Annotated in this window: 24 protein-coding genes; 13 read left to right on the top strand and 11 right to left on the bottom strand. The window is 68.2% G+C overall.

All coding sequences use genetic code 11. From position 1 onward, the window contains the following. Positions 1–115 precede the first annotated feature (115 nt). Genes phoB through GCU53_RS14345 form a run of 3 tightly spaced genes read left to right on the top strand, consistent with a single transcriptional unit; the run spans position 116 to position 3,566 of the window. Positions 116–805 (top strand): phosphate regulon transcriptional regulator PhoB, encoded by a 690-nt coding sequence (gene phoB / locus GCU53_RS14355; protein WP_152388217.1) that lies wholly within the window; start codon positions 116–118, stop codon positions 803–805. 40 nt (positions 806–845) lie between these two features. Next, positions 846–2,168: a phosphate regulon sensor histidine kinase PhoR gene (gene phoR, locus GCU53_RS14350; protein WP_152388216.1), complete on the top strand. Its 1,323-nt coding sequence runs from the start codon at positions 846–848 to the stop codon at positions 2,166–2,168. Between the two features lie 57 nt (positions 2,169–2,225). Then, positions 2,226–3,566: a hemolysin family protein gene (locus GCU53_RS14345; RefSeq protein WP_152388215.1), complete on the top strand. Its 1,341-nt coding sequence runs from the start codon at positions 2,226–2,228 to the stop codon at positions 3,564–3,566. A gap of 43 nt (positions 3,567–3,609) precedes the next feature. On the opposite strand, the gene GCU53_RS14340 is transcribed toward GCU53_RS14345, so the two are convergent. The 6 genes from GCU53_RS14340 to GCU53_RS14315 form a co-directional block, all read right to left on the bottom strand. Beyond that, positions 3,610–4,566: a peptidoglycan DD-metalloendopeptidase family protein gene (locus tag GCU53_RS14340; protein WP_152388214.1), complete on the bottom strand. Its 957-nt coding sequence runs from the start codon at positions 4,564–4,566 to the stop codon at positions 3,610–3,612. Between the two features lie 131 nt (positions 4,567–4,697). Next, positions 4,698–5,441 carry a phosphate signaling complex protein PhoU gene (gene phoU / locus GCU53_RS14335; protein ID WP_152388213.1) on the bottom strand — a complete coding sequence of 248 codons (744 nt, stop codon included), beginning with the start codon at positions 5,439–5,441 and terminating at the stop codon, positions 4,698–4,700. Positions 5,442–5,505: 64 nt separating this feature from the next. Beyond that, positions 5,506–6,339, bottom strand: coding sequence for a phosphate ABC transporter ATP-binding protein PstB (pstB, locus tag GCU53_RS14330; RefSeq protein WP_152388212.1), 834 nt, complete (start codon positions 6,337–6,339; stop codon positions 5,506–5,508). 76 nt (positions 6,340–6,415) lie between these two features. Next, the gene (gene pstA / locus GCU53_RS14325; RefSeq protein WP_152388211.1) at positions 6,416–8,086 is read right to left on the bottom strand and encodes a phosphate ABC transporter permease PstA; all 1,671 of its coding nucleotides are present in this window, start codon (positions 8,084–8,086) and stop codon (positions 6,416–6,418) included. A 22-nt stretch (positions 8,087–8,108) separates the two neighbouring features. Beyond that, entirely contained in the window at positions 8,109–10,394 is a 2,286-nt protein-coding gene (locus GCU53_RS14320) for an ABC transporter permease subunit (protein ID WP_152389908.1), read from the bottom strand. A 240-nt stretch (positions 10,395–10,634) separates the two neighbouring features. Further along, the gene (locus GCU53_RS14315) at positions 10,635–11,603 is read right to left on the bottom strand and encodes a PstS family phosphate ABC transporter substrate-binding protein (protein WP_152388210.1); all 969 of its coding nucleotides are present in this window, start codon (positions 11,601–11,603) and stop codon (positions 10,635–10,637) included. Between the two features lie 260 nt (positions 11,604–11,863). Here GCU53_RS14315 and GCU53_RS14310 point away from each other — a divergent pair, with 260 nt between their 5' ends. Both GCU53_RS14310 and GCU53_RS14305 read left to right on the top strand, forming a co-directional pair. Further along, positions 11,864–12,262 (top strand): acyl-CoA thioesterase, encoded by a 399-nt coding sequence (locus GCU53_RS14310; RefSeq protein ID WP_152388209.1) that lies wholly within the window; start codon positions 11,864–11,866, stop codon positions 12,260–12,262. Between the two features lie 103 nt (positions 12,263–12,365). Continuing rightward, positions 12,366–13,280 carry a D-hexose-6-phosphate mutarotase gene (locus tag GCU53_RS14305; protein ID WP_152388208.1) on the top strand — a complete coding sequence of 305 codons (915 nt, stop codon included), beginning with the start codon at positions 12,366–12,368 and terminating at the stop codon, positions 13,278–13,280. 40 nt (positions 13,281–13,320) lie between these two features. Here GCU53_RS14305 and GCU53_RS14300 read toward each other — a convergent pair whose 3' ends face one another. Further along, the gene (locus tag GCU53_RS14300) at positions 13,321–13,596 is read right to left on the bottom strand and encodes a hypothetical protein (RefSeq protein WP_208845265.1); all 276 of its coding nucleotides are present in this window, start codon (positions 13,594–13,596) and stop codon (positions 13,321–13,323) included. Between the two features lie 278 nt (positions 13,597–13,874). Between GCU53_RS14300 and GCU53_RS14295 the strand changes: the two genes are divergently transcribed. From GCU53_RS14295 to GCU53_RS14285, 3 genes are all read left to right on the top strand, one after another. Beyond that, positions 13,875–14,270 carry a DUF4398 domain-containing protein gene (locus GCU53_RS14295; protein WP_152388207.1) on the top strand — a complete coding sequence of 132 codons (396 nt, stop codon included), beginning with the start codon at positions 13,875–13,877 and terminating at the stop codon, positions 14,268–14,270. 47 nt (positions 14,271–14,317) lie between these two features. Next, positions 14,318–15,103 (top strand): lipotoxin F family OmpA-related lipoprotein LptF, encoded by a 786-nt coding sequence (gene lptF / locus GCU53_RS14290; RefSeq protein ID WP_152388206.1) that lies wholly within the window; start codon positions 14,318–14,320, stop codon positions 15,101–15,103. A gap of 110 nt (positions 15,104–15,213) precedes the next feature. After that, positions 15,214–15,978 carry a class I SAM-dependent methyltransferase gene (locus GCU53_RS14285; RefSeq protein ID WP_152388205.1) on the top strand — a complete coding sequence of 255 codons (765 nt, stop codon included), beginning with the start codon at positions 15,214–15,216 and terminating at the stop codon, positions 15,976–15,978. 39 nt (positions 15,979–16,017) lie between these two features. Here GCU53_RS14285 and GCU53_RS14280 read toward each other — a convergent pair whose 3' ends face one another. Further along, positions 16,018–16,437, bottom strand: a complete 420-nt coding sequence (locus tag GCU53_RS14280) for an RcnB family protein (RefSeq protein WP_244306777.1) — start codon at positions 16,435–16,437, stop codon at positions 16,018–16,020. Between the two features lie 327 nt (positions 16,438–16,764). Between GCU53_RS14280 and GCU53_RS14275 the strand changes: the two genes are divergently transcribed. Genes GCU53_RS14275 through GCU53_RS14255 form a run of 5 tightly spaced genes read left to right on the top strand, consistent with a single transcriptional unit; the run spans position 16,765 to position 20,617 of the window. After that, entirely contained in the window at positions 16,765–18,444 is a 1,680-nt protein-coding gene (locus tag GCU53_RS14275) for a SagB family peptide dehydrogenase (RefSeq protein WP_152388203.1), read from the top strand. A gap of 18 nt (positions 18,445–18,462) precedes the next feature. Next, positions 18,463–19,248, top strand: a complete 786-nt coding sequence (locus tag GCU53_RS14270; RefSeq protein WP_152388202.1) for an ankyrin repeat domain-containing protein — start codon at positions 18,463–18,465, stop codon at positions 19,246–19,248. 9 nt (positions 19,249–19,257) lie between these two features. Beyond that, complete coding sequence (locus GCU53_RS14265; protein WP_152388201.1) at positions 19,258–19,620, top strand: NifB/NifX family molybdenum-iron cluster-binding protein; 363 nt, start codon at positions 19,258–19,260, stop codon at positions 19,618–19,620. Continuing rightward, positions 19,617–19,991 (top strand): hypothetical protein, encoded by a 375-nt coding sequence (locus GCU53_RS14260; RefSeq protein WP_152388200.1) that lies wholly within the window; start codon positions 19,617–19,619, stop codon positions 19,989–19,991. Before GCU53_RS14265 ends, GCU53_RS14260 begins: the two co-directional genes overlap by 4 nt. Further along, on the top strand, positions 19,988–20,617 hold the full coding sequence (locus GCU53_RS14255; RefSeq protein WP_152388199.1) for a glutathione S-transferase family protein: 630 nt from the start codon (positions 19,988–19,990) through the stop codon (positions 20,615–20,617). Before GCU53_RS14260 ends, GCU53_RS14255 begins: the two co-directional genes overlap by 4 nt. Before the next feature lie 164 nt (positions 20,618–20,781). On the opposite strand, the gene GCU53_RS14250 is transcribed toward GCU53_RS14255, so the two are convergent. From GCU53_RS14250 to GCU53_RS14240, 3 genes are all read right to left on the bottom strand, one after another. Next, on the bottom strand, positions 20,782–21,651 hold the full coding sequence (locus GCU53_RS14250) for an ABC transporter permease subunit (protein WP_152388198.1): 870 nt from the start codon (positions 21,649–21,651) through the stop codon (positions 20,782–20,784). Continuing rightward, the gene (locus tag GCU53_RS14245) at positions 21,648–22,550 is read right to left on the bottom strand and encodes an ABC transporter permease subunit (RefSeq protein ID WP_152388197.1); all 903 of its coding nucleotides are present in this window, start codon (positions 22,548–22,550) and stop codon (positions 21,648–21,650) included. Before GCU53_RS14245 ends, GCU53_RS14250 begins: the two co-directional genes overlap by 4 nt. Before the next feature lie 318 nt (positions 22,551–22,868). Further along, complete coding sequence (locus GCU53_RS14240; protein ID WP_152388196.1) at positions 22,869–24,020, bottom strand: ABC transporter ATP-binding protein; 1,152 nt, start codon at positions 24,018–24,020, stop codon at positions 22,869–22,871. Between the last annotated feature and the right edge of the window lie 100 nt (positions 24,021–24,120).

Genomic DNA, 24,120 nt, shown 5'->3' with positions numbered 1-24,120 from the left:
CGGGGCTTCATGCGGCCCATGACCGCCCCGCGGACGCTTCTATCTGTCACACGGCTGCAATAATTCCGTTATCTAATGCGCTGCACTGACAGGAACCACAACGGGACAGTTGCCCATGGCTGGCAAGACAATCCTTATCGTCGACGACGAGGCCCCCATCCGCGAGATGATCGCCGTTGCCCTGGAGATGGCCGGCTACGAGTGTCTCGAAGCGGAGAACACCCAGCAGGCCCACGCCATCATCGTCGACCGCAAGCCCGACCTGATCCTGCTCGACTGGATGCTGCCCGGCACCTCCGGCATCGAGCTGGCCCGCCGCCTGAAGCGCGACGAGCTGACCGCCGGCATTCCGCTGATCATGCTCACCGCCAAGGGCGAAGAGGACAACAAGATCCAGGGGCTGGAGGTCGGTGCCGACGACTACATCACCAAGCCCTTCTCGCCGCGCGAACTGGTCGCCCGCCTGAAGGCCGTGCTGCGCCGCACCGGCCCCAGCGACAACGAGATGCCGATCGAGGTCGGCGGCCTGCGGCTCGACCCGATCAGCCACCGGGTGACCATCGACGGCAAGCCGGCCGAGATGGGCCCCACCGAGTACCGCCTGCTGCAGTTCTTCATGACCCACCAGGAGCGCGCCTACACGCGCGGCCAGTTGCTCGACCAGGTCTGGGGCGGCAATGTCTATGTCGAGGAACGCACCGTCGACGTGCACATCCGCCGCCTGCGCAAGGCGCTCGGCGAAGCCTACGAAAACCTGGTGCAGACGGTGCGCGGCACCGGCTATCGCTTCTCCACCAAGAGCTGAGCCCGGCGCCGCACAAGGCCCCCAGGTCAAGGAAGTCCCCGTGAAATACAACTGGCTCGGTCCGCTGCTGCGCAGCCTGCTGCCGCCCGTCGCGGCCGGTCTGCTGCTCGGTCTGTTCCTCGGCGACTACGGTTGGTCGCTGGCCGGCGGACTGGCCGTCCACCTCGCCTGGAATCTCTACCAGCTCATCCGCCTGCACCACTGGCTGAAGACCTACCAGCCCGACGAGCCGCCGCCGGACGCCCACGGCCTGTGGGGCGAGGTGTTCGACGGCCTCTACAACATCCAGCGTCGCGACCAGCGCGTGCGCGGCCGCCTGCAGGCGGTGATCGACCGTGTGCAGGAATCCACCGCCGCCCTCAAGGACGCGGTGATCATGCTCGACGCCGAAGGCAATCTGGAGTGGTGGAACCGCGCCGCGGAAACCCTGCTCGGCCTGAAGACGCCGCAGGACAGCGGCCAGCCGATCACCAACCTGGTCCGCCATCCGCAGTTCAAGGCCTACATGGAACAGAGCGACTTCAAGGACGCCCTCGAACTGCCCTCGCCGCTCAACGACCGCCTGCACCTGCAACTGCAGATCACCCGCTACGGCAACGGCGAGCAGTTGATGCTGGTCCGCGACACGACCCACGTGCGCCAGCTGGAGCAGATGCGCAAGGACTTCGTGGCCAACGTCTCCCACGAGCTGCGCACCCCGCTGACGGTGATCGCCGGCTACCTGGAGCCCCTGCTGGAGCATGCCGACGAGGTGAACCCGCGCTGGCGCCGCCCCCTGCAGCAGATGCAGCAGCAGGCCGAGCGCATGAAGAATCTGCTCGACGACCTGCTGCTGCTGGCCCGCCTGGAGGCCAGCGACAACCTGCAGGTCAGGCAGCCGGTAGCGGTGGAGCCGCTGCTGCAAACGATCGTGAGGGACGCCCAGGCCCTCTCCGGCACGAACGACCACCGCATCCTGCTCGACGCCGAGCCGGGCCTGGTCCTCAAGGGCAACGAGGCGGAGCTGAGCAGCGCCTTCTCCAACCTGGTGTTCAATGCAGTGAAATACACGCCGGCCGGCGGCGAGATCCGCATCCGCTGGTGGAGCGACCCGGACGGCGCGCACCTGAGCGTTCAGGATACCGGCATCGGCATCGAGTCCCGGCACCTGACCCGGCTGACCGAACGCTTCTACCGGGTCGACGCCAGCCGCTCGGCCAGCACCGGCGGCACCGGACTGGGTCTGGCCATCGTCAAGCATGCGCTGATCCACCACAACGGCCACCTGGAGATCGCCAGCGAGCCCGGCAAGGGCAGCCTGTTCACCTGCCATTTCCCGGCGACCCAGCTGGTGGCGCGCCGGGCACTCGGCAACGCCTCTTGAAAGTGCGTTCCGAGGCCCTAATATGCCTCCTCTTGTCAGTCATTTCGCGAACACTTCATGGACCCCTCCCCTAGTACCGATTTTGCCTATTTCGCCGACCTCGGCCTCATTCTCTTCGCCCTGCTCCTCGTCCTGCTGAACGGCTTCTTCGTCGCCGCCGAATTCGCCATGGTCAAGCTGCGCGCCACCCGTGTGGAGCTGATCGCCGGCCAGCACGGCTGGAGCGGACAGATCCTGCGCCGCGTGCACGGCCAGCTGGACGCCTACCTCTCGGCCTGCCAGCTGGGCATCACCCTCGCCTCGCTGGGGCTCGGCTGGGTCGGCGAGCCGGCCTTCGCCCACCTGCTCGAACCGCTCATGGCCAAACTCGGCATCGATGCGCCGGCGCTGGTCCATGGGGTGTCCTTCTTCGCCGCGTTCTTCATCATCTCCTACCTGCACATCGTGGTCGGCGAGCTGGCACCCAAGTCCTGGGCGATCCGCCAGCCGGAACGGCTGTCGCTGTGGACCGCGGTGCCGCTGTACCTGTTCTACTGGCTGATGTACCCGGCGATCTGGCTGCTCAACGCCAGCGCCAACACCATGCTGCGCATCGTCGGCCAGGGCGGCGCGAACGGCCACCACGAGCACCAGTACAGCTTCGACGAGCTGAAGCTGATCCTCTACTCCAGCCGGGCCCACGACCCCGGAGACCAGGACATGCGCGTGCTCGCCTCGGCGGTGGAAATGGGCGAGCTGGAGGTGGTGGACTGGGCCAACTCCCGCGAGGACCTGGTCTACCTGGAGCGCAGCGCGCCGCTGGACGAGGTCATGAGCACCTTCCGCCGCCACAAGTACAGCCGCTACCCGGTGTACGACGAGGCTGCAGGACGCTTCGTCGGCGTGCTGCACATCAAGGACCTGCTGATGCACCTGTCCCTGCTGGAAATGCTGCCCTCGGCGCTGAAGCTCGACGAGCTGATCCGTCCGATCGAGCGGGTCGACCGGCACATGCCGCTGACCGAGCTGCTCGAGCGCTTTCGCCAGGGTGGCTCGCACTTCGCCCTGGTCGAGGAGGCCGACGGCAAGGTGGTCGGCTACCTGACCATGGAGGACGTGCTCGAGGCGCTGGTCGGCGACATCCAGGACGAGCACCGCAAGGCCGAGCGCGGCATCGTCGCCTACCAGCCGGGCAAGCTGCTGGTGCGCGGCGACACCCCGCTGTTCAAGGTCGAACGCCTGCTGCAGATCAGCCTGCCGGCGAGCATCGAGGCCGACACCCTGTCCGGACTGATCCACGAGACCCTCAAGCGCCTGCCGGAAGAGGACGAGGTGCTGGAGACCCAGGGCCTGCGCATCATCGTCAAGAAGATGAAGGGCCCGAAGGTCGTCCTGGCCAAGGTGCTGAGACTGGCGTGAGGAATGGGCGTGCCGGAAGAGACCGGCCCGCCCCGGGGAGCGATCAGTCGCCGCCGACGGCGAAGTTCGGCAGGGAGTTGACCGGCTGATTGAACTGGAAGGGAATCGACTCCACTGCCAGGCCGACGTTGCGCTGCACCACGAAGTGCAGGTGCGGCCCGGTGCTGCGGCCGGTATTGCCGGAGCGGGCGATCGGCGTACCGGCCTGGACCCGCTGCCCCTCCCTCACCCGCACCGATCCCTCCTGCAGGTGCAGATAGACGCCCATGGTGCCGTCCTCGTGGAGGATGCGCACATGGTTGCCGGCCGGATTGGGGCTGCGCCCGCGCTGATCGTTCTCGGTCTGCAGCACTATTCCGCCGCGCGCGGCGACGATCGGCGTGCCCACCGGCATGGCGATGTCCACGGCATGCCGGCCCTTCGGGGTGTAATGGCTGTACTGGCCGTTGGCGCCCTGGGTCAGGCGGAACGGACCGCCGCGCCAGGGCAGCGGATAGCGATGCGGCAGCGGCCGCAGGCGCGGATCGCCCAGGGCATGACGCAGCTTGGGGGTATAGCGCATCGGCTGGTCCGGATCGCGCGGCGCCAGGGTAGCCAGGCGGATCTGGCTGCGCGGCGGCACGATCCAGCGGATCGGCCGATTCGGTGCACCACTGACGTTGCCGAGCCCGTCCAAAGTCAGCTCGACCTCCACCGGCGCGAACATGTCGTTCTGCACCCGCAGGGTGTGCCCGCCGGCATGCTTGAGGGTATCCAGGCGTACCCGGTCATCCGGTGCGTCGCTGCGCGACGACGTCGCCCCCGGCAGCCGGGCCGGGACCGAGCGCAGGTCGCGCAGGCCGCGACCGGGCTGGATGATATGGACGACCCGCGCGCCGGGGCGGGCCTGGTCGCCATAGCTGACCATGCCATTGGCGTCGACATGCTTGTAGATGGTCACGGCCGTCGCCGGTGCGGCCAGGGCAAAAAGAGCGGCGAACAGTAGCGGGCGTCCCAGCATCGTTGCATGGCTCAAGATTGGTGGACGGAGCGCGAAGACTACCAGCGCCGCCCGCTTATCGCGAGACGGCAAGATCAAGGCTGTGATGAGGATGGCAGCCGAGCCGACGAGCGGCACGCCGTTCGTCGGCTTCAGTCACGGGCAGGCGTTTCGCCGCTGCCCTCCTCCCCGGCCGGCTTCTTGCGGGCCAGCCCGGTATGCCGCACATCGGTGCCGCGCACCAGGTAGATCACCAGTTCGGCGATGTTGCGTGCATGATCGCCGATCCGCTCCAGGGAGCGCAGGACCCAGATGACGTTCAGCACCCGGGAGATCGAGCGCGGGTCCTCCATCATGTAGGTGACCAGCTCGCGCAGGGCGGTCTTGTACTCGCGGTCGACGGTCTTGTCGTACTGCGCCACCGACAGCGCCAGATCGGCGTCGAAGCGGGCGAAGGCGTCGAGCGCCTCCTGGACCATCCTGCGTACCTGCTCGCCGATGTGGCGGATCTCCACGTAGCCGCGCGGCGATTCCCCCTCCTCGCAGAGCAGGATGGCGCGCTTGGCGATCTTGGTGGCCTCGTCGCCGATCCGCTCGAGGTCGATCACCGACTTGGAGATGCTGATGATCAGCCGCAGGTCGGAGGCCGCCGGCTGGCGGCGGGCGAGGATGCGGATGCACTCCTCGTCGATGCTGCGCTCCATCTGGTTGGTCTGGCTGTCGATCTCGCGCACCTGGACGGCGAGTCCAGAGTCGGCCTCGATCAGGGCGGTGACCGCGTCGTTGACCTGCTTCTCGACCAGGCCGCCCATGGCCAGCAGGTGGCTGCGCACGTCCTCCAGCTCGGCGTTGAACTGCTGGGAGATATGCAGGGATATATTGTCTTTGTCGATCATGGTTCGCTCCGCACGAAAGCTGAAGGCTCAAGCTGCTTAATCCCGGTTTTCTGTCAGCCGGCCACTAGCCATAACGGCCGGTGATGTAGTCCTCGGTCTGCTTTTGCGCCGGGTTGGTGAACAGGGTATCGGTGTCGCCGTACTCGATCAGCTTGCCCATGTACATGAACGCGGTGTAGTCGGATACCCGCGCGGCCTGCTGCATGTTGTGGGTGACGATGACGATGGTGTACTTGGACTTCAGCTCGAAGATCAGCTCCTCGACCTTGAGGGTGGAGATCGGGTCGAGTGCCGAGCAGGGCTCGTCGAGCAGCAGCACTTCCGGCTCGACCGCGATGGTGCGGGCGATGATCAGGCGCTGCTGCTGGCCGCCGGAGAGGCCGAGGGCGGAGTCGTGCAGGCGGTCCTTGACCTCGTCCCACAGCGCGGCGCCCTTGAGCGCCCACTCCACCGCCTCGTCGAGCACGCGCTTCTTGTTGATGCCCTGGATGCGCAGGCCGTAGACCACGTTCTCGTAGATGCTCTTGGGGAAGGGGTTGGGCTTCTGGAACACCATGCCGACCCGCCGGCGCAGCTCGGCGACGTCGACGCCCTTGCGGTAGATGTTCTGTCCGTCGAGATTGATCGCGCCCTCGATCCGGCAGCCGTCCACCAGATCGTTCATCCGGTTGAAGCAGCGCAGCAGGGTCGACTTGCCGCAGCCGCTCGGACCAATGAAGGCGGTCACGCGGTGCTTCGGGATGTTCAGCCGGACGTCGTGCAGCGCCTGCTTGTCGCCGTAGAACAGGCTGAGGCCGGGCACCTCGAGGGCCACCGGCTCGCTGGCGAGGTCAAAGGTCTGCTTCTTGCGGCCGATGGCACCGAGGTCGATGCCATGGCTGGGGGATTCGTGTCGCATGACTCACTCCGTTCAAGCGTGGAGCCCGAAGCCGCCCGGCGCGTCGGTCGCGGGCCGGACGGCCTCCAGCCGGTGTTTAGTGTTCCAGCGCCTTGTACTTCTCGCGCAGGCGGTTGCGGATGTACACCGCACTCATGTTGAGCAGGGCGATCACCAGCACCAGCAGCAGCGCGGTGGCGTACACCAGCGGGCGGGCCGCCTCGACGTTGGGGCTCTGGAAGCCGACGTCGTAGATGTGGAAGCCCAGGTGCATGATCTTCTGGTCGAGGTGCAGGTACGGATAGTTGCCGTCCAGCGGCAGGCTCGGCGCCAGCTTGACCACGCCGACCAGCATCAAGGGCGCCACCTCGCCGGCGGCGCGGGCCACGGCGAGGATCAGGCCGGTCATCATCGCCGGGCTTGCCATGGGGATCACCACCTTCCAGAGGGTTTCCGCCTTGGTCGCGCCGAGCGCCAGCGAGCCTTCGCGCAGGGCCCGCGGAATGCGCGCCAGGCCTTCCTCGGTGGCGACGATCACCACCGGCAGGGTGAGGATCGCCAGGGTCAGCGAGGCCCACAAGAGGCCCGGGGTGCCGAAGGTCGGCGCCGGCGCGGCCTCGGGGAAGAACAGGCGGTCGATGGAGCCGCCCAGCACGTAGACGAAGAAACCGAGACCGAACACGCCGTAGACGATCGCCGGCACGCCGGCCAGGTTGTTCACCGCGATGCGGATCACCCGGGTCAGCGGCCCCTGCCTGGCGTATTCGCGCAGATAGACGGCGGCGATCACTCCGAACGGGGTGACGATGGCAGCCATGATCAGGGTCATCAGCACAGTGCCGAAGATCGCCGGGAAGATGCCGCCCTCGGTGTTGGCCTCGCGCGGCTCGTCACTGACAAACTCCCAGAGCTTGGCGAAGTAGAAGCCGAACTTCTCGCCGAGGCCCATGGCGTTCGGCTGGTAGGCGCGCACCACCTTGCCCAGGCTGATCTCCTGCTCGCGGCCGTCGGCAGTGCGCACCAGCATGCTGTCGCGGTTGAACTCCTGCTGCAGGGCGATCAGCCGGCTCTCCAGCTCCCGGTATTCGGCATCCCACTGGGCACGCTCGGCGGCCAGGTCGGCCTGGGCGGCGGCGTCCAGCCGGCCGTCGAGCTCCAGCGAGCGGGTCTTCAGGCGCAGTCGCTCGAGGGCGTGGTTGATGCGGCCGATATCCTTCTTCTCCAGGCGGGCCAGCTGCCCATGCAGCTCGGCGACCCGCTCGATGCGCTGCTGCAAAGCCTCCCAGGCGCCCTCGCCCTCCGCCACCAGCCGGCCGCTCTCCTTCACGCCGAGCAGGTAGCCGTAGAAATTGCCCCACTCGCGGCGCTCGACCACCATCAGGCTTTCCGGCCAGCGCGGATTGGCCAGCCATTCGCCGACCACCCAGCTGAAGTCGGCGCCGTACAGCTCGCGGTTGCCCACCTTGAGCAGCTCGCGGGTCATGAACTCGCCGCCGTCGGCGTCCACCGGCAGGCCGCTGGCGGCCAGCCGCGCGCGCGGCACCTCCTCGGCCTCCACCACCTCGCCGGCGAGCACCCGGGCCGGCTGGTCGGGAATCCGGTAGTCGGCCTCCAGCACGTCGGCCGGCCAGAAGTGGCCCAGGCCGCGCACCGCGATCAGCGCCAGCAGGCCGATGGTCATGATCACGGCGATGGATACGCCGCCGCCGGTGAGCCATACCCAGGGCGAGCCGCTCTTGAACCAGGTCTTCAGATTTTGCTGTTTCACGGTCGTCTACCTTTCTCGGAGCTCAGAGCGACGAATATTTCTTGCGCAGGCGGGTACGGATCAGTTCGGCCGCGGTGTTCATCACGAAGGTGAACAGCAGCAGCACCAGCGCGGCGAGGAACAGCACGCGGTAATGGGTGCTGCCGACCTCCGACTCGGGCATCTCTACCGCGACGTTGGCCGCCAGGGTGCGCAGGCCCTCGAAGATGTTGGCCTCCATGATCGGCGTGTTGCCGGTGGCCATCAGCACGATCATGGTCTCGCCGACCGCGCGGCCCATGCCGATCATCAGCGCCGAGAAGATCCCCGGGCTGGCGGTGAGGATGACCACCCGGGTCAGGGTCTGCCAGGGCGTCGCGCCGAGCGCCAGGGAGCCCAGGGTGAGGCTCTTGGGCACGCTGAACACGGCATCCTCGGCGATCGAGTAGATGTTCGGGATCACCGCGAAGCCCATCGCCAGGCCGACCACCAGGGCGTTGCGCTGGTCGAACGGGATGCCCAGGTCGTTGGACAGCCACAGGCGCATGTCGCCGCCGAAGAACCAGTTCTCCAGGTGCCCGCTTATGCCCAGGGCCAGGGCGCCGACGGCGAGGATCACCGGGATCAGCAGGGCCGCCTCCCAGCCGTCCGGCACGCGCAGGCGGATGCTTTCCGGCAGGCGGCTCCAGCCGTAGGCGGCGGCGAGGATGCCCAGCGGGGTCAGCAGCAGCAGGCTGAAGATGCCCGGCAGGTGGGCCTCGACGTAGGGGGCGAGGAACAGGCCGGCGAAGAAGCCGAGGATCACCGTGGGCAGCGCCTCCATCAGCTCGATCACCGGCTTGACCTTGGTGCGCATCGCCGGGGCCATGAAGTAGGCGGTGTAGATGGCTGCGCAGATGGCCATGGGCGCGGCCAGCAGCATGGCGTAGAAGGCCGCCTTGAGCGTGCCGAAGGCGAGCGGCGAGAGACTCAGCTTGGGCTCGAAGTCGGAGTTGGCGGAGGTCGACTGCCAGACGTACTTGGGCTCGTCATAGCTCTCGTACCAGACCTTGCCCCACAGGGCGCTCCAGGAGACTTCCGGATGCGGGTTGTCCAGTTCGAAGCCCTGCAGCCGGCCGGCAGACTCGACCAGCAGTTGGTCGGCGCGCGGCGACAGGGCGGCCAGGGCGCCGGCCTTCGCGACCGGCTCGACGAGCAGGGTACGGTGCGCGGTGCTGTGGAACACGCCCAGGTTGCCGGCGGCATCCAGGACGAGGAAACCCTTGCGGCGCTCCTCCGGGAGAATCTGCACGATGGGGCTGTCGCCCAGCTGGAAGCCGCGGACGTTCTTCAGTTCGGCGCCGCTTTCGCCGCGCGCCATGAACCACTGCTGGATGCCGCCCCTGGAATCGCCGACCATCAGCGAGAGGCCGCCGAGCAGGGCCGCCACCTCGGTCACTTCCGCCTGGGGATCGGCGAGCAGCTTGTAGCGGCCGTTCAGCGTCTGCCGGCGCAGATCGAACACGTCGGCGGTGGAACGCCCGCTGATCACGTACAGCCACAGCTGGCGCGGATCGATCAAGAGCGCCTTGACCGGCTCGGCGAGCTGCGGCAGTTCGAGGCGCCGCTCGTCCAGGGCGACCTCGCCGGTCAGCAGGTTTTCCTCGCGGCTCAGCTCCAGGGCCAGCACCTGATTGCCGGTCGAGCCGGCCAGCAGCAGCCCGTCGCTGCCGACGTTCATCGCTACCTGATGCAGCGGGCGGCCCTGCGGATCGAGCTGGATCGGCGCCTCGCCGAACGGGAACTCGATGCGCGGGGTGACGGTCTTGCGGTTGTCCGGATAGGTCACCCGATAGGCATGGCTGAACACCAGCGCCTGGCCGTTGGAAAGGCCCAGCACCAGACGGTTGCTGCCCGGCTGGTCCTGCCCCAGGGAAACGATCTCGGCGCCCTCGGGAATCGGCAGCCCGACCCGATCGAGCGGCTGCCCGCCGTCCGCTGCGAAGAACGACACCTGGCCGCGGGCGTCCAGGCGCATGGCGACCCGGTTCTGCTCCTCGACCGCCATCAGCAGGGCCGGCCCCTGCTCGGCCAGCCAGGCCGGCCGCTGCGGCTCGCCGCGCGCGCTCAGCTCGGCACCCTGGAACATCGGCAGGACCACCTGGGCCAGATAGAAGAAGATCAGGGTGATGGCGCCCAGCACCGCCAGCCCGCCCACGGTGACGTACCAGCGCGCCAGACGGTCCTGCAGGGCGCGTCGCCGGCGCTTGCGCTGCAGGGCGGGCGTATTGAAATCCAGGCGCGACGTCTGGGGAGCGGCGGCGGAGAGGTCTTTGGCCATGTCGGTCATCGTTCGGGGCTCGGTTGCATGGGCGTTCAGCTGGCCGTCGAGGAGCGGCTGCACCGGCTTGGCGGCGTGGCCTGCGTTCGCCGTCACTTCAACGACCGTCGGCCGGCGGCACTCTAATCGCCATCTATGACAGAAAGATTACAGAGTGGTGACGCGCCAAGGCCCGTCACTCGAGACGAGTGACGGGCATGGCGCTCCCGCTCTCAAGCCCCGGCGTCCGTGCCGGGCGGAAGGCCCGGATTAGAGGCCGAGCTCCTTCAGGGTCTTTTCCACGACGCGCTTGGGCAACGGAATGTAGCCGTCCTTGACCACCACTTCCTGTCCCTGCCTGGACAGGACCATCTTGACGAACTGCGCTTCCAGCGGATTCAGCGGCTTGTTCGGCGCCTTGTTCACATAGACGTAGAAGAAGCGCGACAGCGGGAACTTGCCGGCCAGGGCGTTGGCTTCGCTGGCCTCGAAGGGCTCGCCGCCCTTCTTCGACAGCGGCACGGCGCGCACGCTGGAAGTCTTGTAGCCGATGCCGGAATAGCCAATGGCGTTCAGGGTGCTGGACACCGACTGCACCACCGAGGCAGAGCCCGGCTGCTCGTTGACGTTGGGCTTGAAGTCGCCCTTGCACAGGGCTTCTTCCTTGAAGTAGCCGTAGGTGCCGGACACCGAGTTGCGGCCGAACAGCTGGATCGGCTTGGCCGCCCACTCGCCGGTCAGGCCCAGGTCGCCCCAGGTCTTGATGTCCTTGTCGCCGCCGCACAGGCGGGTGCTAGAGAAGATCGCGTCGACCTGGGCGATGTCCAGGGACTTGATCGGGTTGTCCTTGTGCACGAACACCGCCAGGGCGTCGATGGCCACCGGCACGGCGGTCGGCTTGTAGCCGTGCTTCTCTTCGAAGGCCTGCAGCTCGTTGTCCTTCATGGCGCGGCTCATCGGGCCGAGGTTGGAGGTGCCCTCGGTGAGCGCCGGCGGCGCGGTGGAGGAGCCGGCGGCCTGGATCTGGATGTTGACGTTCGGATACTGCCGCTTGAACTCTTCGCCCCACAAGGTCATGAGATTGGCCAGGGAGTCGGAGCCGACGCTGGACAGGTTGCCGGAGACGCCGGAGGTCTTTTCGTAGGTCGACAGAGCCGGGTCGACGGCGGCAACCGCGCTCGCGGTCGCCACACCAGCGGCGGCAAAAGTCATGGCTGCCATCAAACGCTTCAATTTCATGCCTTGCTCCCAAGCAGGACGGTGTTGGTCGGATCGCGGGCAAGTATCGAGAGGCCGCGTGACCACTCTATGAATGGAAGATGACAACTTTGTGACTTGAGGCCCTGCGAGGGAACTTTTTCCCTCGCCCCCGACACACGGCCGCACGCGACCCAATGCCGCCGCTTGACATTCCCGCGCCGGCTCCGCTCGCCTGGCGCCGGAGCTTACCGCTATAATCGGGCTTCCTTCCCGCAGCCCGCGCCAGACGATCCCATCCCATGACTGAACTCGAACAGGACGACCCGGTTCCCCAGGGCGATCTGGCCCTGCAGATCACCGCGCTGCCCCGCGACGCCAACGGCTTCGGCGACATCTATGGCGGCTGGCTGGTCGCCCAGATGGACCTAGCCGGCACCGCCACGGCCAGCCGGCTGGCCGGCGGGCGGGTGGCCACGGTGGCGATCGACCGCATGGCCTTCATGGTGCCGGTGGCGGTCGGCGCCCAGCTCTCCTTCTATAGCAAGCCCCTGCAGCAGGGTCGCAGCTCGATCCAGATGCTGGTCGAGGTCTGGAGCGACGACCCGCTGTCCAGCGAGTGGCGCAAGGTGACCGAGGCGGTGTTCGTCTTCGTCGCCATCGACGGCGGTGGCCGTACCCGCGCAGTGCCGCGCCGCTAGCCCACCCGTCCTCCTCGCCGGAGCGCCCCCCCTTGTGCGCGATGGAGCTTTATCCGTCGCGCAGGCTCTAATAACAAAGTATTTGCCTCGCGAGGATCTCGTCATGAATGAACACTTCACTGCCCCCCAGGTCGAGCGGATCGAGATGGGCGAACTGCCCTGCTGGCGGATCAGGACCAACACGGCCGAACTGCTGGTCGCCGAACAGGGCGCCCAGGTGCTCAGCTACCAGCGCAACGACGAACAGCCGCTGATCTGGCTCAGCGAGCAGGCGGAGTTTCGCCGTGGTCAGTCGGTGCGCGGCGGGGTGCCGGTGTGCTGGCCCTGGTTCGGCGACCTGGCGCGCAATCCGGCCGGCGTGCGCGCCATGCGCGAAGGGCATGGCGCGGCGCCAGCCCACGGCGAGGTGCGCGGCCGCGACTGGCAGCTGCAGGACATCGCCAAGGAGAACGGCGCGGTGACCCTGACCTTCAGCCTGCCGCAGTCGGCCTCCGGCGAACTGCCCGACTGGCCCCATGCGCTCGACCTGAGCCTGGCCATCCGCCTCGACGAGCGCCTCGATCTCAGGCTGACCACCCACAATCGCAGCAACTACCGGATCGCCCTGAGCCAGGCGCTGCACACCTACCTGGCGATCAGCGACATCCGCGAGGTGAGCATCGAAGGCCTCGACGGCCTGCGCTACATCGAAACCCTGGAGGACTGGGACGAGCGCCTGCAGCACGGCATCCTGCACTTCAGCGGCGAGACCGACCGCATCTATCTGGACACCCCGCCGCGCCTCGACCTGGTCGACCCCCGCTGGAAGCGACGGATCTGCCTCGAAGCCAGCGGCTCGCACTCGGCCATCGTCTGGAACCCCTGGATCGACAAGGCCGCCCGCCTCTCGCAGTTCGCCGACGACGCCTGGCAGCGCATGCTCTGCATCGAGACGGCCAACGTGCTGGACGACGCCGTGGAGCTGGCGCCCGAGCAGAGCGCCACCCTGGCCCTCAGCCTGTGGAGCGAACCGCTCTGAACCGGCGGGACCTCGGGGTCCCGCCGGCGCCTTCCCTGCCTCAGCGGCTGCCCTCCTCCGCCTGACCGTCGGAGTAGGTCGGTCCGGGCCGGTCCTCGCCCCGTGCCGGATGGCCGTCGAGCGGCGGCAGGCCCTTCGCCCTCTCCAGATCGACTCCCACGCCCTCCGCCACCCACCGGCCATAGTCCGGATCGCAGTGCCAGAAGTGCCAGACCATGCGCAGCGCGATGCCCTCCGGACACTGGATGAGCTGGTAGTTCTCCAGGGGCGCCGGCCCCCGCTCGCCGGCGCTGCACAGGCTCTGGTTGTCGCGCACCGGATGGCCCTGACGGCTGGTGAGCCGTCTTGTTCTCTTCGCCCATGACTGCCTCCAGGCATGCTGCCGGTATGGAATTGTTTAGGGTCGCCTCCCTGTCCATTGGTTCACTGCCAGCCATCCCGCGCGCATGGGCGGCGTACCTGCCTGCTCGCCTCGCCCTCCCGACAGGCCATTGGAACCTTTCGCCGCTGCATGTCCTCACACCATAGACCCCGGCCACTTTCCGGGGCCTTTCTGTCTTGCGTACTCGTGGCAATTCCGATCGGAGACCGACCATGAAGAGCAATTCCGATTCCGGCATCATCTCGCGCCGGCCACTTCCCGGGCTGGCGGCCCTGACCCTGGGCGGCCTGCTGCTGGCAGGCTGCGCGGGCAACCCGCCCACCGAACAGTTCGCCCTCACCGAATCGTCCGTCAAGGAAGCCGTGAGCGCCGGCGGCACGCAGTACGCCCCGGTGGAGATGCGTGCGGCACAGGAGAAATGGCGCGAGGCCGAGCTGGCCATGCAGAAGAAGGACTACGACCGGGCCCGCCTGCTCGCCGAGCAGGCCGAGTGGGACGCCCGCGTCGCCGGGCGCAAGGCCCGTGCCGCCAAGGCACAGCGAACCGTGGAGGAAATGAAGAAAGGCGTCCAGGAGCTGCGCGAGGAAGGCATGCGCTCCGTCCAGTGAGCCGCCACTTCGTCATCGACCATCGTCCACCCTCCGAGGATGTCCCCATGCACAAGCTCGCCACCCTGTCCACCGTGCTGGCACTGACCGTCGGCCTCGCCGCCTGCGCCAGCAAGCCGAGCCCCAACCTGGAACAGGCCCGTGCCGCCTTCACCGCCCTGCAGAGCAATCCGCGCGCCAGCCAGCTCGCCGCCCTGGAAACCCAGGATGCCGCCAAGCAGCTGAAGCAGGCCGAGGACGCCTACCAGAGCGGCGCCAGCGAAGGAAAGGTCGACCAGCTGTCCTACCTGACCCAGCGGCGCGTCGAGTTCGCCGAGCAGACCATCCTGCTGCGCAACGCCGAACAGGAGCTCCAGCAGGCCTCGTCCAAGCGCGCCGAAGCGCGCCTGCAGGCCCGCGACGCGCAGATCCGCCAGTTGCAGGAGGAGTTGCAGGCCAAGCAGACCGAGCGCGGCACCCTGGTGACCTTCGGCGACGTGCTGTTCGACTACAACCGCGCCGAGCTCAAGCCCGGCGGCATGCGCAACGTGCAGAAGCTGGCCGACTTCCTCAAGGCCAATCCGCAGCGCCAGGTGATCGTCGAGGGATATACCGACAGCACCGGCTCCGACGCCTACAACCAGACCCTCTCGGAGCGGCGCGCCGAGGCGGTGCGCATCGCCCTGATCAAGCTGGGCGTCGACCCGCGCCGCATCGCCATGCAGGGCTATGGCAAGAACTACCCGGTGGCCAGCAACGCCACCCCGGCCGGCCGTGCCATGAACCGGCGGGTGGAGGTGACCATCTCCGACGTGGACGACCGTCCGGTGGCGCCGCGCACCTCCATGCAATGACGCGCGGCCGCCTGGCCTGCCGGCGCCGGCAGGCCGGGCCATGAGGGCCAGGGCGCAGGCGCTCCGAGGATCTGTCAGACTCCTGTCATCGCCATGCCGGACACCTGCCCATGACAGAACCCCGCGCCTTCAAGGATCACTTCTCCGCGGCCGCCGCCGGCTATGCCGCGCACCGGCCCCGCTATCCCGCCGCGCTGATCGACCATCTGGCCGGCCTCGCGCCGGCCACCGCCTGCGCCCTGGACTGCGGCTGCGGCACCGGCCAGCTCTCGGTACCGCTGGCCGGGCGCTTCGCCCGCGTGGTGGCGACCGATGCCAGTGCGGCGCAGATCGCCAATGCCGAGCCGCATCCGGGGGTGGAATACCGCGTCGCCCTGGCCGAGGACAGCGGCCTGCCGCCGGCCAGCGTCGATCTGGTCACGGTCGCCCAGGCCGCCCACTGGCTCGATCTCGAGCGCTTCTACGCCGAAGTGCGGCGGATCGCCCGGCCGGGTGCGGTGCTGGCGCTGATCAGCTACGGCGTGCTGCAAGTGGAAGGCGCGCCGGCGCCGGTGGTCGAGCAGTTCTATTACCGGGTGCTCGGCCCCTGGTGGCCGGCCGAGCGGCGCCACGTCGAGGAGGGCTACCAGAGCCTGCCCCTCCCCTTCGCGGAATGCCGGGCACCGGCGCTGGCGATCGAGGTGCAGTGGCCGCTGGCCGAGCTGCTCGGCTACATCGACACCTGGTCCGCCGTGCGCGCGCTGGAAAAGGCCCGGGGCCGCGCCCCGGTGGAGCGGTTCGCCGCCGAGCTGGCCGCCGCCTGGGGCGATCCCGGCATGCCCCGCACGATCCGCTGGCCGCTGGCGCTGCGCGTCGGCCGGGTCAGCGTGCCCTGAGTCCGGCCTCCCTTCCGCGCCCGCGGCGAGACGGCGCGATCAGTCCAGCACGCCGTGCAGGACTTCGTGGGCGATGCCGCTGCGGCTGTCGATCAGCACCAGGCTGCTGCCGGCACGACGCCACTCGTAGCCGCGGTACTGCGGCAGGTGATGCAGTTGTTTGGCGCTCAGGCGGCTGCCCCAGCCGGCCGGCAGCGGTTTGCCCCTGACGATCTTCACGTGCGCCGGCACGGCCAGACCGCGGCCTATTTCATGGCGCCGGGCCTGGACCGCCTTGCGCACCGGAGCGAAATCCGCCGGCGGGCGCTGCTGCGCGTGAGTGTTGTGAGCGGCAGGGCCCTGGGCCTGCGGCTGGCGCCGTTCGTCCTGCTCATGCCCGTGGGAGGGAGCGGCCAGCACCAGGGAGCTGCCCAGGCAGAGTGCCAGGCCCAGGCCGGCGAGTAGACGGGTCGATTGCATGGGATGACCTCGAAGCAGTGGATGACAGCATCCGGCAAGCCTCCGCGGCACCGGGCGTGACTGCATCCTAAGCGCGTGCGCCCCCGGACAAACCGTTGTCAGCCGGGCTTTACCCGGACTTTTACACAGGCCCGGGTTTTGTCAGCCGAGCCTTACGCAGCGAGGAGGCGGTGCACCACTTTCTTCCCTGCGCTCTGTCACAAAGCCGACAATGTCGCACCCCCACCGTACCGGCGGAGCGCAGCAACCCTTGCCAGACGGGCAATTCGCACTCTGGTACTGCTCTTGCAGGAATATTTCCCCGGCCTACAAGAATCAATCAGAGCCATGCCGACCCAGACTCCGCCCGCCTCCGCCGCCCTGGCGACCGTGCTGGACTACCACCAGCGCACCAAACACCGCTTCGAGGCCTATGCCCCTGGCCCCGGGACCCTCGACTGGGACGCCCAGCCGGCGCCGTTCCGCCACTTCGACGGCGCGCCGCAGATCGCCCTGCCACGCCTCTCGACCATGTCGCCCGGCAGCGCCCTGCACGCCGCGCTCACGCGGCCCTTCGCCCGGCTCGACGATCCGCCCCAAGTGCCGCTGCCGCCGGACCTGGCCAGCCTCGGCGCCCTGCTGCAGCTGTCGCTCGGCCTCACCGCCTGGAAGCGCTACGGCCCGGACCGCTGGGCGGTGCGCGCCAATCCGTCCAGCGGCAACCTGCACCCGACCGAGGCCTACCTGCTGATCGCCGGCATCGACGCCCTGCCGGACGGCCTGTACCACTACCGCCCCGAGAACCACGCCCTGGAGCTGCGCGCCACGCATCCGAGCAGCGGCCAGGGGCCGCGCCTGGCCATCCTGCTCAGCTCGGTGATGTGGCGCGAGGCCTGGAAGTACGGCGAGCGCGCCTTCCGCTACTGCCAGCTGGACACCGGCCATGCCGCCGGCGCCCTGCGCTACGCCGCCGCGGCGCTCGGCTGGCGGCTCGCCGAGCAGCCCCACGTCGGCAGCGACACCCTCGCGCACCTGGCCGGCATCGACCGGCTCGCCGAGTTTCCCGCGCGCAAGCGCGCCGAGACCGAACTGGAAGAGGCGGAGATCCTCCTCGCCGCGAGCTTCTCCGCCGCCGCGCCGGCAGCGCTGGCCAGCGCCGAGCTGCAGGCCCTGGCCGAGCACTCGACCTGGCACGGCGTGGCTTCGACCATCGATCGCCATCCCATGTACAACTGGCCGGCGATCGCCCAGGTGGCCGCCGCCAGCCGGCGCGCCGACGGCCCGGCGCAACCCGCCGCGGCCCTGAAGGCCGCCGCACCGCGCACGCCCGGCGAGGCTGCCAAGCCGGTGCAGGCGCTGCTCGGCGAACGGCGCAGCGCCCAGCGCTTCGACCGCCACCATGTGATGAGCCAGGCGCAGTTCGCCGCGATCCTCGCCCGCCTGCAGCCGGATGCCGGGTTGCCCTGGGATCTGTTCGGCGAGGACCCGCGGATGGCGCTGGTGCTGTTCGTCGCCCGCGTCGAGGGACTGACGCCGGGGCTCTACCTGCTGCCGCGCAGCACGGCGCAGCGCGACGCCCTGCAGCCGCTGCTGGCCGAGCGCTTCGCCCTCGCCCCGGTGCCCGGCCTCGAGCCCCTGCTGCAGCTGGCCAGCCTGGAGCCGCTCGAGCTGCAGCGCGCCACCCGCAGCCTGCACTGCCACCAGGACATCGCCGCCAACGCCTGCTTCGCCCTCGGCATGCTCGCCGAGTTCGACGCCGCGCTGGCCGCCGGCGGCCCGCCCGCCTACCGCAGCCTGTACCGCGAGGCCGGGCTGATCGGCCAGGCGCTCTACCTGGAGGCCGAGGCCCAGGGCCTGCGCGGCACCGGCATCGGCTGCTTCTTCGACGATCCGGTGCACGGCCTGCTCGGTCTGTCCGGCAGCGCCTGGCAAACGCTCTACCACTTTACCGTCGGCCTGCCGGTAGAGGACCCGCGCATCGAATCCGCGCCGGCCTACGCCGAGGATGCCGACACCCTCCCCCACTGATTCCTGCGGAGACCCTTCATGGCCCCAGCCGAACGGATTCCCTATCAATGCCTCTCTGCGGTCGAGGCCGCGGCCCTGATCCGCGCCGAGCCGGAGCTCAGCCTGTTCGACGTGCGCGACATGCACAGCTACAGGCAGGAGCACCTGGACGGCGCCATGCACCTCTCCGAGGACCGCGTGTCGCTGTGGCTCGGCCGCCTGCCCAAGGACAAGCCGGTGCTGATCTACTGCTACCACGGCAACTCCAGCAAGACCTTCGCGCAGATGTTCAGCGACTTCCGCTTCGCCCGCGTCTACAGCGTCGACGGCGGCTACCGGCCGCTGGCCACTGCCCTGACCGAAGCCGCGGCGCCGGGCGGCGCGCCCAGCGCCGAACTGGCCGCCTTCCTCGCCGAGTGGCAGTACCCGGCGAACGATCTCGAGGCCCGCGGCCAGCACGGCCTGACCCCCTTGATGCGCGCCGCCCTGCAGGGCCGCCGGGAGATCGTCCGCGAACTGCTGGCTCTCGGCGCCGATGTCCGCGCGCGCAACGACGACGGCAACACCGCCCTCTGGCTCGGCTGCGTGTCCCGCGACACCGACCTGGTGCAGGATCTGATCGATGCCGGCATCGAGCTGGACAACCGCAACGACGCCGGCTCCACGGCGCTGATGTACACCGCCTCGAGTGACCGCCCGGAACTGCTGGCGGTCCTTCTGGCAGCTGGCGCCGACCCGCACGTGCGCAACTTCGACGACCTGCGCGCGGTGGAGCTGGCCGCCTCGCGGGCCTGCCTGAAACTCTTGCGCCATACCGCCGACTGAGGAGCAACAATGATCGAATTCCCGGTAAGGCTGGCGGTCGCCAGCAAGGAAGGCCAGGCGATCAGCGAGCACTTCGGCCACGCCAAGCGCTTCGCGATCTATGAGGTCACCCCGGAAAGCTGCCGTCTGCTGGAATCGCGCGAGGTGGAGCACTACTGCCTGGGCAACAGCTCCAGCCAGAGCGCGATGGCCGGCATCCTCGAGGCCATCAAGGACTGCCAGGCGGTGTTCGTCGCCAAGATCGGCGACGGGCCGACCGAGAAACTCAAGGCCATCGGCGTGCGCGCCGTCTCTTCCTACGCCTGGGAAACCATCGAGCCCTCCCTGCTCGACTACGCGAGGCGCAGCGCCGCCGGCGAGGTGGTGGCATGAAGGCCGAACATGTGGCCCGCTGGGCCGAGGCACATCCCCTGTCGCCGATCCACGTCGACTGCGCCACCGCGGTGATGCTCAAGATCCTCGACGGCAAGTGCAAGATGAAGCCCACCGAGAAACTGGTCATGGCGCTGCTCTACGAGCAGGTGAAGCACCTGCCCGGCGAGAAGCTCGGCGCGGACATCCGCCAGTTGATCGCCGACGCCCGCAAGCGCCTGGACGAGGACATGCAGTTCCTGCTCTACGAAAAGCGCGTGCTGGCCGAGACCATGATCTCTCGCCCGGTGATGAAGGGCTTCAAGGCGATGCTCCGCGAAACCGGTCTGCTCGAGCCGGAGCTCGACTGGGAGGAGGCCGAGGCATCATGATGAAATTCTACATGACCCCCGGCTCCTGCAGCACCGGCATCCACATCCTCCTGGAGGAGCTGGGGCTGGTGTTCGAAGTGCATCTGGTCAACCTGCTGGCCGGCGACCAGCACAGGCCCGAATACCTGGCCATCAACCCCAAGGCGACCATCCCGACCCTGGTGCGCGACGACGGCACGGCGCTCACCGACTTCCAGTCGATCGCCTGGTGGCTGGCGCGCAGCCATCCGAAGCGCCGGCTGCTGCCGGAGGACGCCGACGGCGAGGCGCGGGTGCTGGAGGCGATGAACTTCGCCGTCGGCACCCTGCACGGCCAGGGCTTCGCGCGGATCTTCACCACCGAGAAGTTCGCCGCCGACCCGGCCCAGCACGAGGCGGTGAAGGCGCAGGGGCGGGAGATCCTCGAGCGCGGCTTCGCGGTCGCCGACCGGCTGCTCGACGGGCGCGACTATCTCGTCGGCAGCTTCGGCATCGCCGACTGCGCGCTGTTCTACGTGGAGTTCTGGGCCGACCGCACCGGCATGGCCCTGCCCGACAATTGCCAGGCCCATTACCGGCGGATGCTGAAGCGCCCGGCGGTGCGCCAGGTGCTGCAGGAAGAAGGCTACGCCTCGGCGCTGCGCTGAGCCCGTCCTCGCTAGTCGAGCAGGGTGGGCAACTCGCACGACGATTGCCCCCCTGCCCGCGACAGAGACAGTTGAAGTTGAGACCGTGTAGAGTGGAAAATGACCGCAGGTCTTTTCCACCATGGTGGATGGCTCCGGCCATCCACCCTACACGACTACGGCGTCTAGGCCTGGCCGGCCGGCTGCCAGGACGGCTGGCGCTGCTCGTCCTCGTGGACCTGCTGCAGGGCCCGCCGCCGGCGGGCCTCGCCGCGGCGCATGAAGAACCAGGCGAGGAAGGTGAACAGCGACACCGCCAGCAGGATCAGGCTGGCCACGGCGTTGATGTCCGGCTTCACGCCCAGGCGCACGGCGGAGAAGATCTCCATCGGCAGGGTGGTCGCGCCGGGGCCGGAGACGAAGCTGGCCAGCACCAGGTCGTCCAGCGACAGGGCGAAGGACAGCATGCCGCCGGCGCCCAGCGAGGGCGCGATCATCGGCAGGGTGATCAGCAGGAATACCTTCCAGGGCCGCGCGCCCAGGTCCATCGCTGCCTCCTCGATCGACAGGTCCAGCTCGCGCAGGCGCGCCGAGACGATCACCGCCACGTAGGAGGTGCAGAAGGTGGTGTGGGCGATCCAGATGGTAGTCAGGCCGCGCTCGGCCGGCCAGCCGACCACCTGGGCCATGGCCACGAACAGCAGCAGCAGCGACAGGCCGGTGATCACCTCGGGCATCACCAGCGGCGCGGTGACCAGCCCGCCGAACAGGCTGCGGCCGCGAAAACGCGGGATGCGGGTCAGCACGAAGGCGGCCAGGGTGCCGAGGGCCACCGCGGCGACCGCGGTGCACAGGGCGATCTGCAGGGAACGCCCGAGCGCGCCCAGAAGCTGCCGGTTGTCGAGCAACCCGGCGTACCAGCGCACCGACCAGCCGCCCCAGACGGTCACCAGTCGCGAGTCGTTGAACGAATAGATGACCAGAATGACCATCGGCAGGTAGATGAACAGCAGGCCAGCCCACAGCATCAGGCTGGAAAAGCTCGGGCGCCTCATAGCCGGCCCTCCATTTCCCTGGCCTGGTTGCGGTTGAGCAGGATGATCGGCACCAGCAGGATCGCCAGCATCACCACCGCCAGGGCCGCGGCCACCGGCCAGTCGCGGTTGTTGAAGAATTCCTGCCAGAGCACCTTGCCGATCATCAGCGTCTCGGGGCCGCCGAGCAGTTCGGGGATGACGAACTCGCCGACCACCGGGATGAACACCAGCATGCAGCCGGCGACGATGCCGTTCTTGGACAGCGGCACGGTGATCTTCCAGAAGCTCGCCAGCGGGTGCGCGCCCAGGTCGGCGGCGGCCTCCAGAAGGCTCGGGTCGTGCTTGACCAGGTTGGCGTAGAGCGGCAGGACCATGAACGGCAGGTAGGAATAGACCACGCCGATGTACACCGCCAGGTCGGTGTTGAGGATGCGCAGCGGCTCGTCGATCAGCCCCAGCCCCTGCAGCAGGCCGTTGAGCAGGCCATTGTTGCCGAGGATGCCCATCCAGGCGTAGACGCGGATCAGGATCGCGGTCCAGGTCGGCATCATGATCAGCAGCAGGTAGACGGTCTGCATCTCCTTGCTGGCGCGGGCGATGGCGTAGGCCATCGGGTAGCCGATCAGCAGGCAGAGCAGGGTGCCGATGGCGGCGATCTTCAGCGAGCCCAGGTAGGCGGACAGGTACAGCTCGTCCTGACCGAGGAACACGTAGTTGTTCAGGTTGGCGAGGATCTTCAGCTGCTGGTCGACGTAGGTGAAGATCTCCGTATAGGGCGGAATCGCCACCGCGGCCTCGGAGAAGCTGATCTTCAGCACGATGGCGAAGGGCAGCAGGAAGAACAGCAGCAGCCAGACGAAAGGAATGCCGACGACCAGTTGGCGGCCGCCGGGGAGCAGTTGGCGAAGTCTTTTCATCAGTTTTTGCGCGAGAGCCCCCGAACCTCTAGTGCGGGGAGGGATAGCGCGGTGCTCTACGAGCGCCCTTGGCTCTCGCTTCCTCCTGTATCTGTGTTACCGTCGGTTCGTCTTCACGACCTACCGCCGGGCTGGCGGGAAGTCACGTCTGTGGAGAGGGCGTGAGACCTGGGGGAGCATAGGGTTGGTTCAAAGCCGTAAAGCTCCCCACCCAGGGAACTTTACGGCGATAACCAAGCCCCCCTGGGCAGCCCTCGCCGAAGCAGAAACACCTGACTACGAAGTCAGGAATCCCTTCCCTCCAGGGAGAGGGAAAAGTCAAGCGTGCAGTACCACCCCGCTGTCGTCGAGCCAGCTGACGTACACCTGATCGCCCCAGGTCGGCCGCTGGCCGTGGCGCTCGGCATTGGCCATGAAGGCCTGCACCACCTGCCCCGAGGGCAGCTCGACGTAGTACATGGAATGGCCGCCCAGGTAGGCGATGTCCTTCACCCGGCCGTGCGACCAGTTGTGCCCCTCGTGCTGCAGCTCGGGCCTGTCCGTGCCGAGCAGCACCTTCTCCGGGCGCAGGGCGTAGGTCACGCGCTTCTCCTCGGCGCGGGTGGAGATGCCGTGGCCGATGTAGATGGGCCGCTCCAGCTGCGGCGAGGCGACGACCGCGTGGTCGGGACTGTCGTCCACCAGTTCGCCGTCGAACAGGTTGACGTTGCCGATGAACTCGCAGACCAGCCGGTTGGCCGGGCTCTCGTAGATGTCCATCGGGCTGCCGACCTGGGCGATCCGCCCCTGGTTCATGATGGCGATGCGCGCGGCCATGGTCATCGCCTCCTCTTGGTCGTGGGTGACCATCACGCAGGTCACGCCGACCCGCTCGATGATCTGCACCAGCTCCAGCTGCATCTGCGAGCGCAGCTTCTTGTCCAGCGCGCCCATCGGCTCGTCGAGCAGCAGAAGCTTCGGCCGCTTCGCCAGCGAACGGGCCAGCGCCACGCGCTGGCGCTGGCCGCCGGACAGCTGGTGCGGCTTGCGCCGGGCGTACTGGGTCATCTGCACCAGCCGGAGCATTTCCGCCACGCGCTCGTCGATCTCGGCCTTGGGCAGGCGGTCCTGCTTGAGGCCGAAGGCGATGTTCTGCTCCACGCTCATGTGCGGGAACAGCGCGTAGGACTGGAACATCATGTTGATCGGCCGCTCGTAGGGCGGCAGCTCGGTGATGTCCTGGCCCTCCAGGTAGATGCGCCCCTCGGTCGGCCGCTCGAAACCGGCGAGCATGCGCAGGAGGGTCGACTTGCCGCAGCCGGAGCCGCCGAGCAGGGCGAAGATCTCGCCCTTGTGGATGGACAGGGAGATGCCGTCCACTGCCACCATGGCGTCGAACTTCTTGGTCACCTGGTCGATCCTGACCAGCACCTCCTTCGCCGGCTGATCGACGGCGAGAGCATTCGTGTTAGCACCGGCGACAGTCGCCATGATCACAACTCCACTATATGAACAGGGGGCCTCCGGTCGCCCCGTCGGCCTTCGGCCAATCGTCCGGGCAGCCCGCGGGAGGCGGCATATCGGGTTGCGG

The sequence above is a fragment of the Azotobacter salinestris genome (genome assembly GCF_009363155.1).
GTDB classification, from domain to species: domain Bacteria; phylum Pseudomonadota; class Gammaproteobacteria; order Pseudomonadales; family Pseudomonadaceae; genus Azotobacter; species Azotobacter salinestris.
Note: the sequence above shows the minus strand (reverse complement) of the source record. Positions and strands in the feature narration are given on the sequence as shown.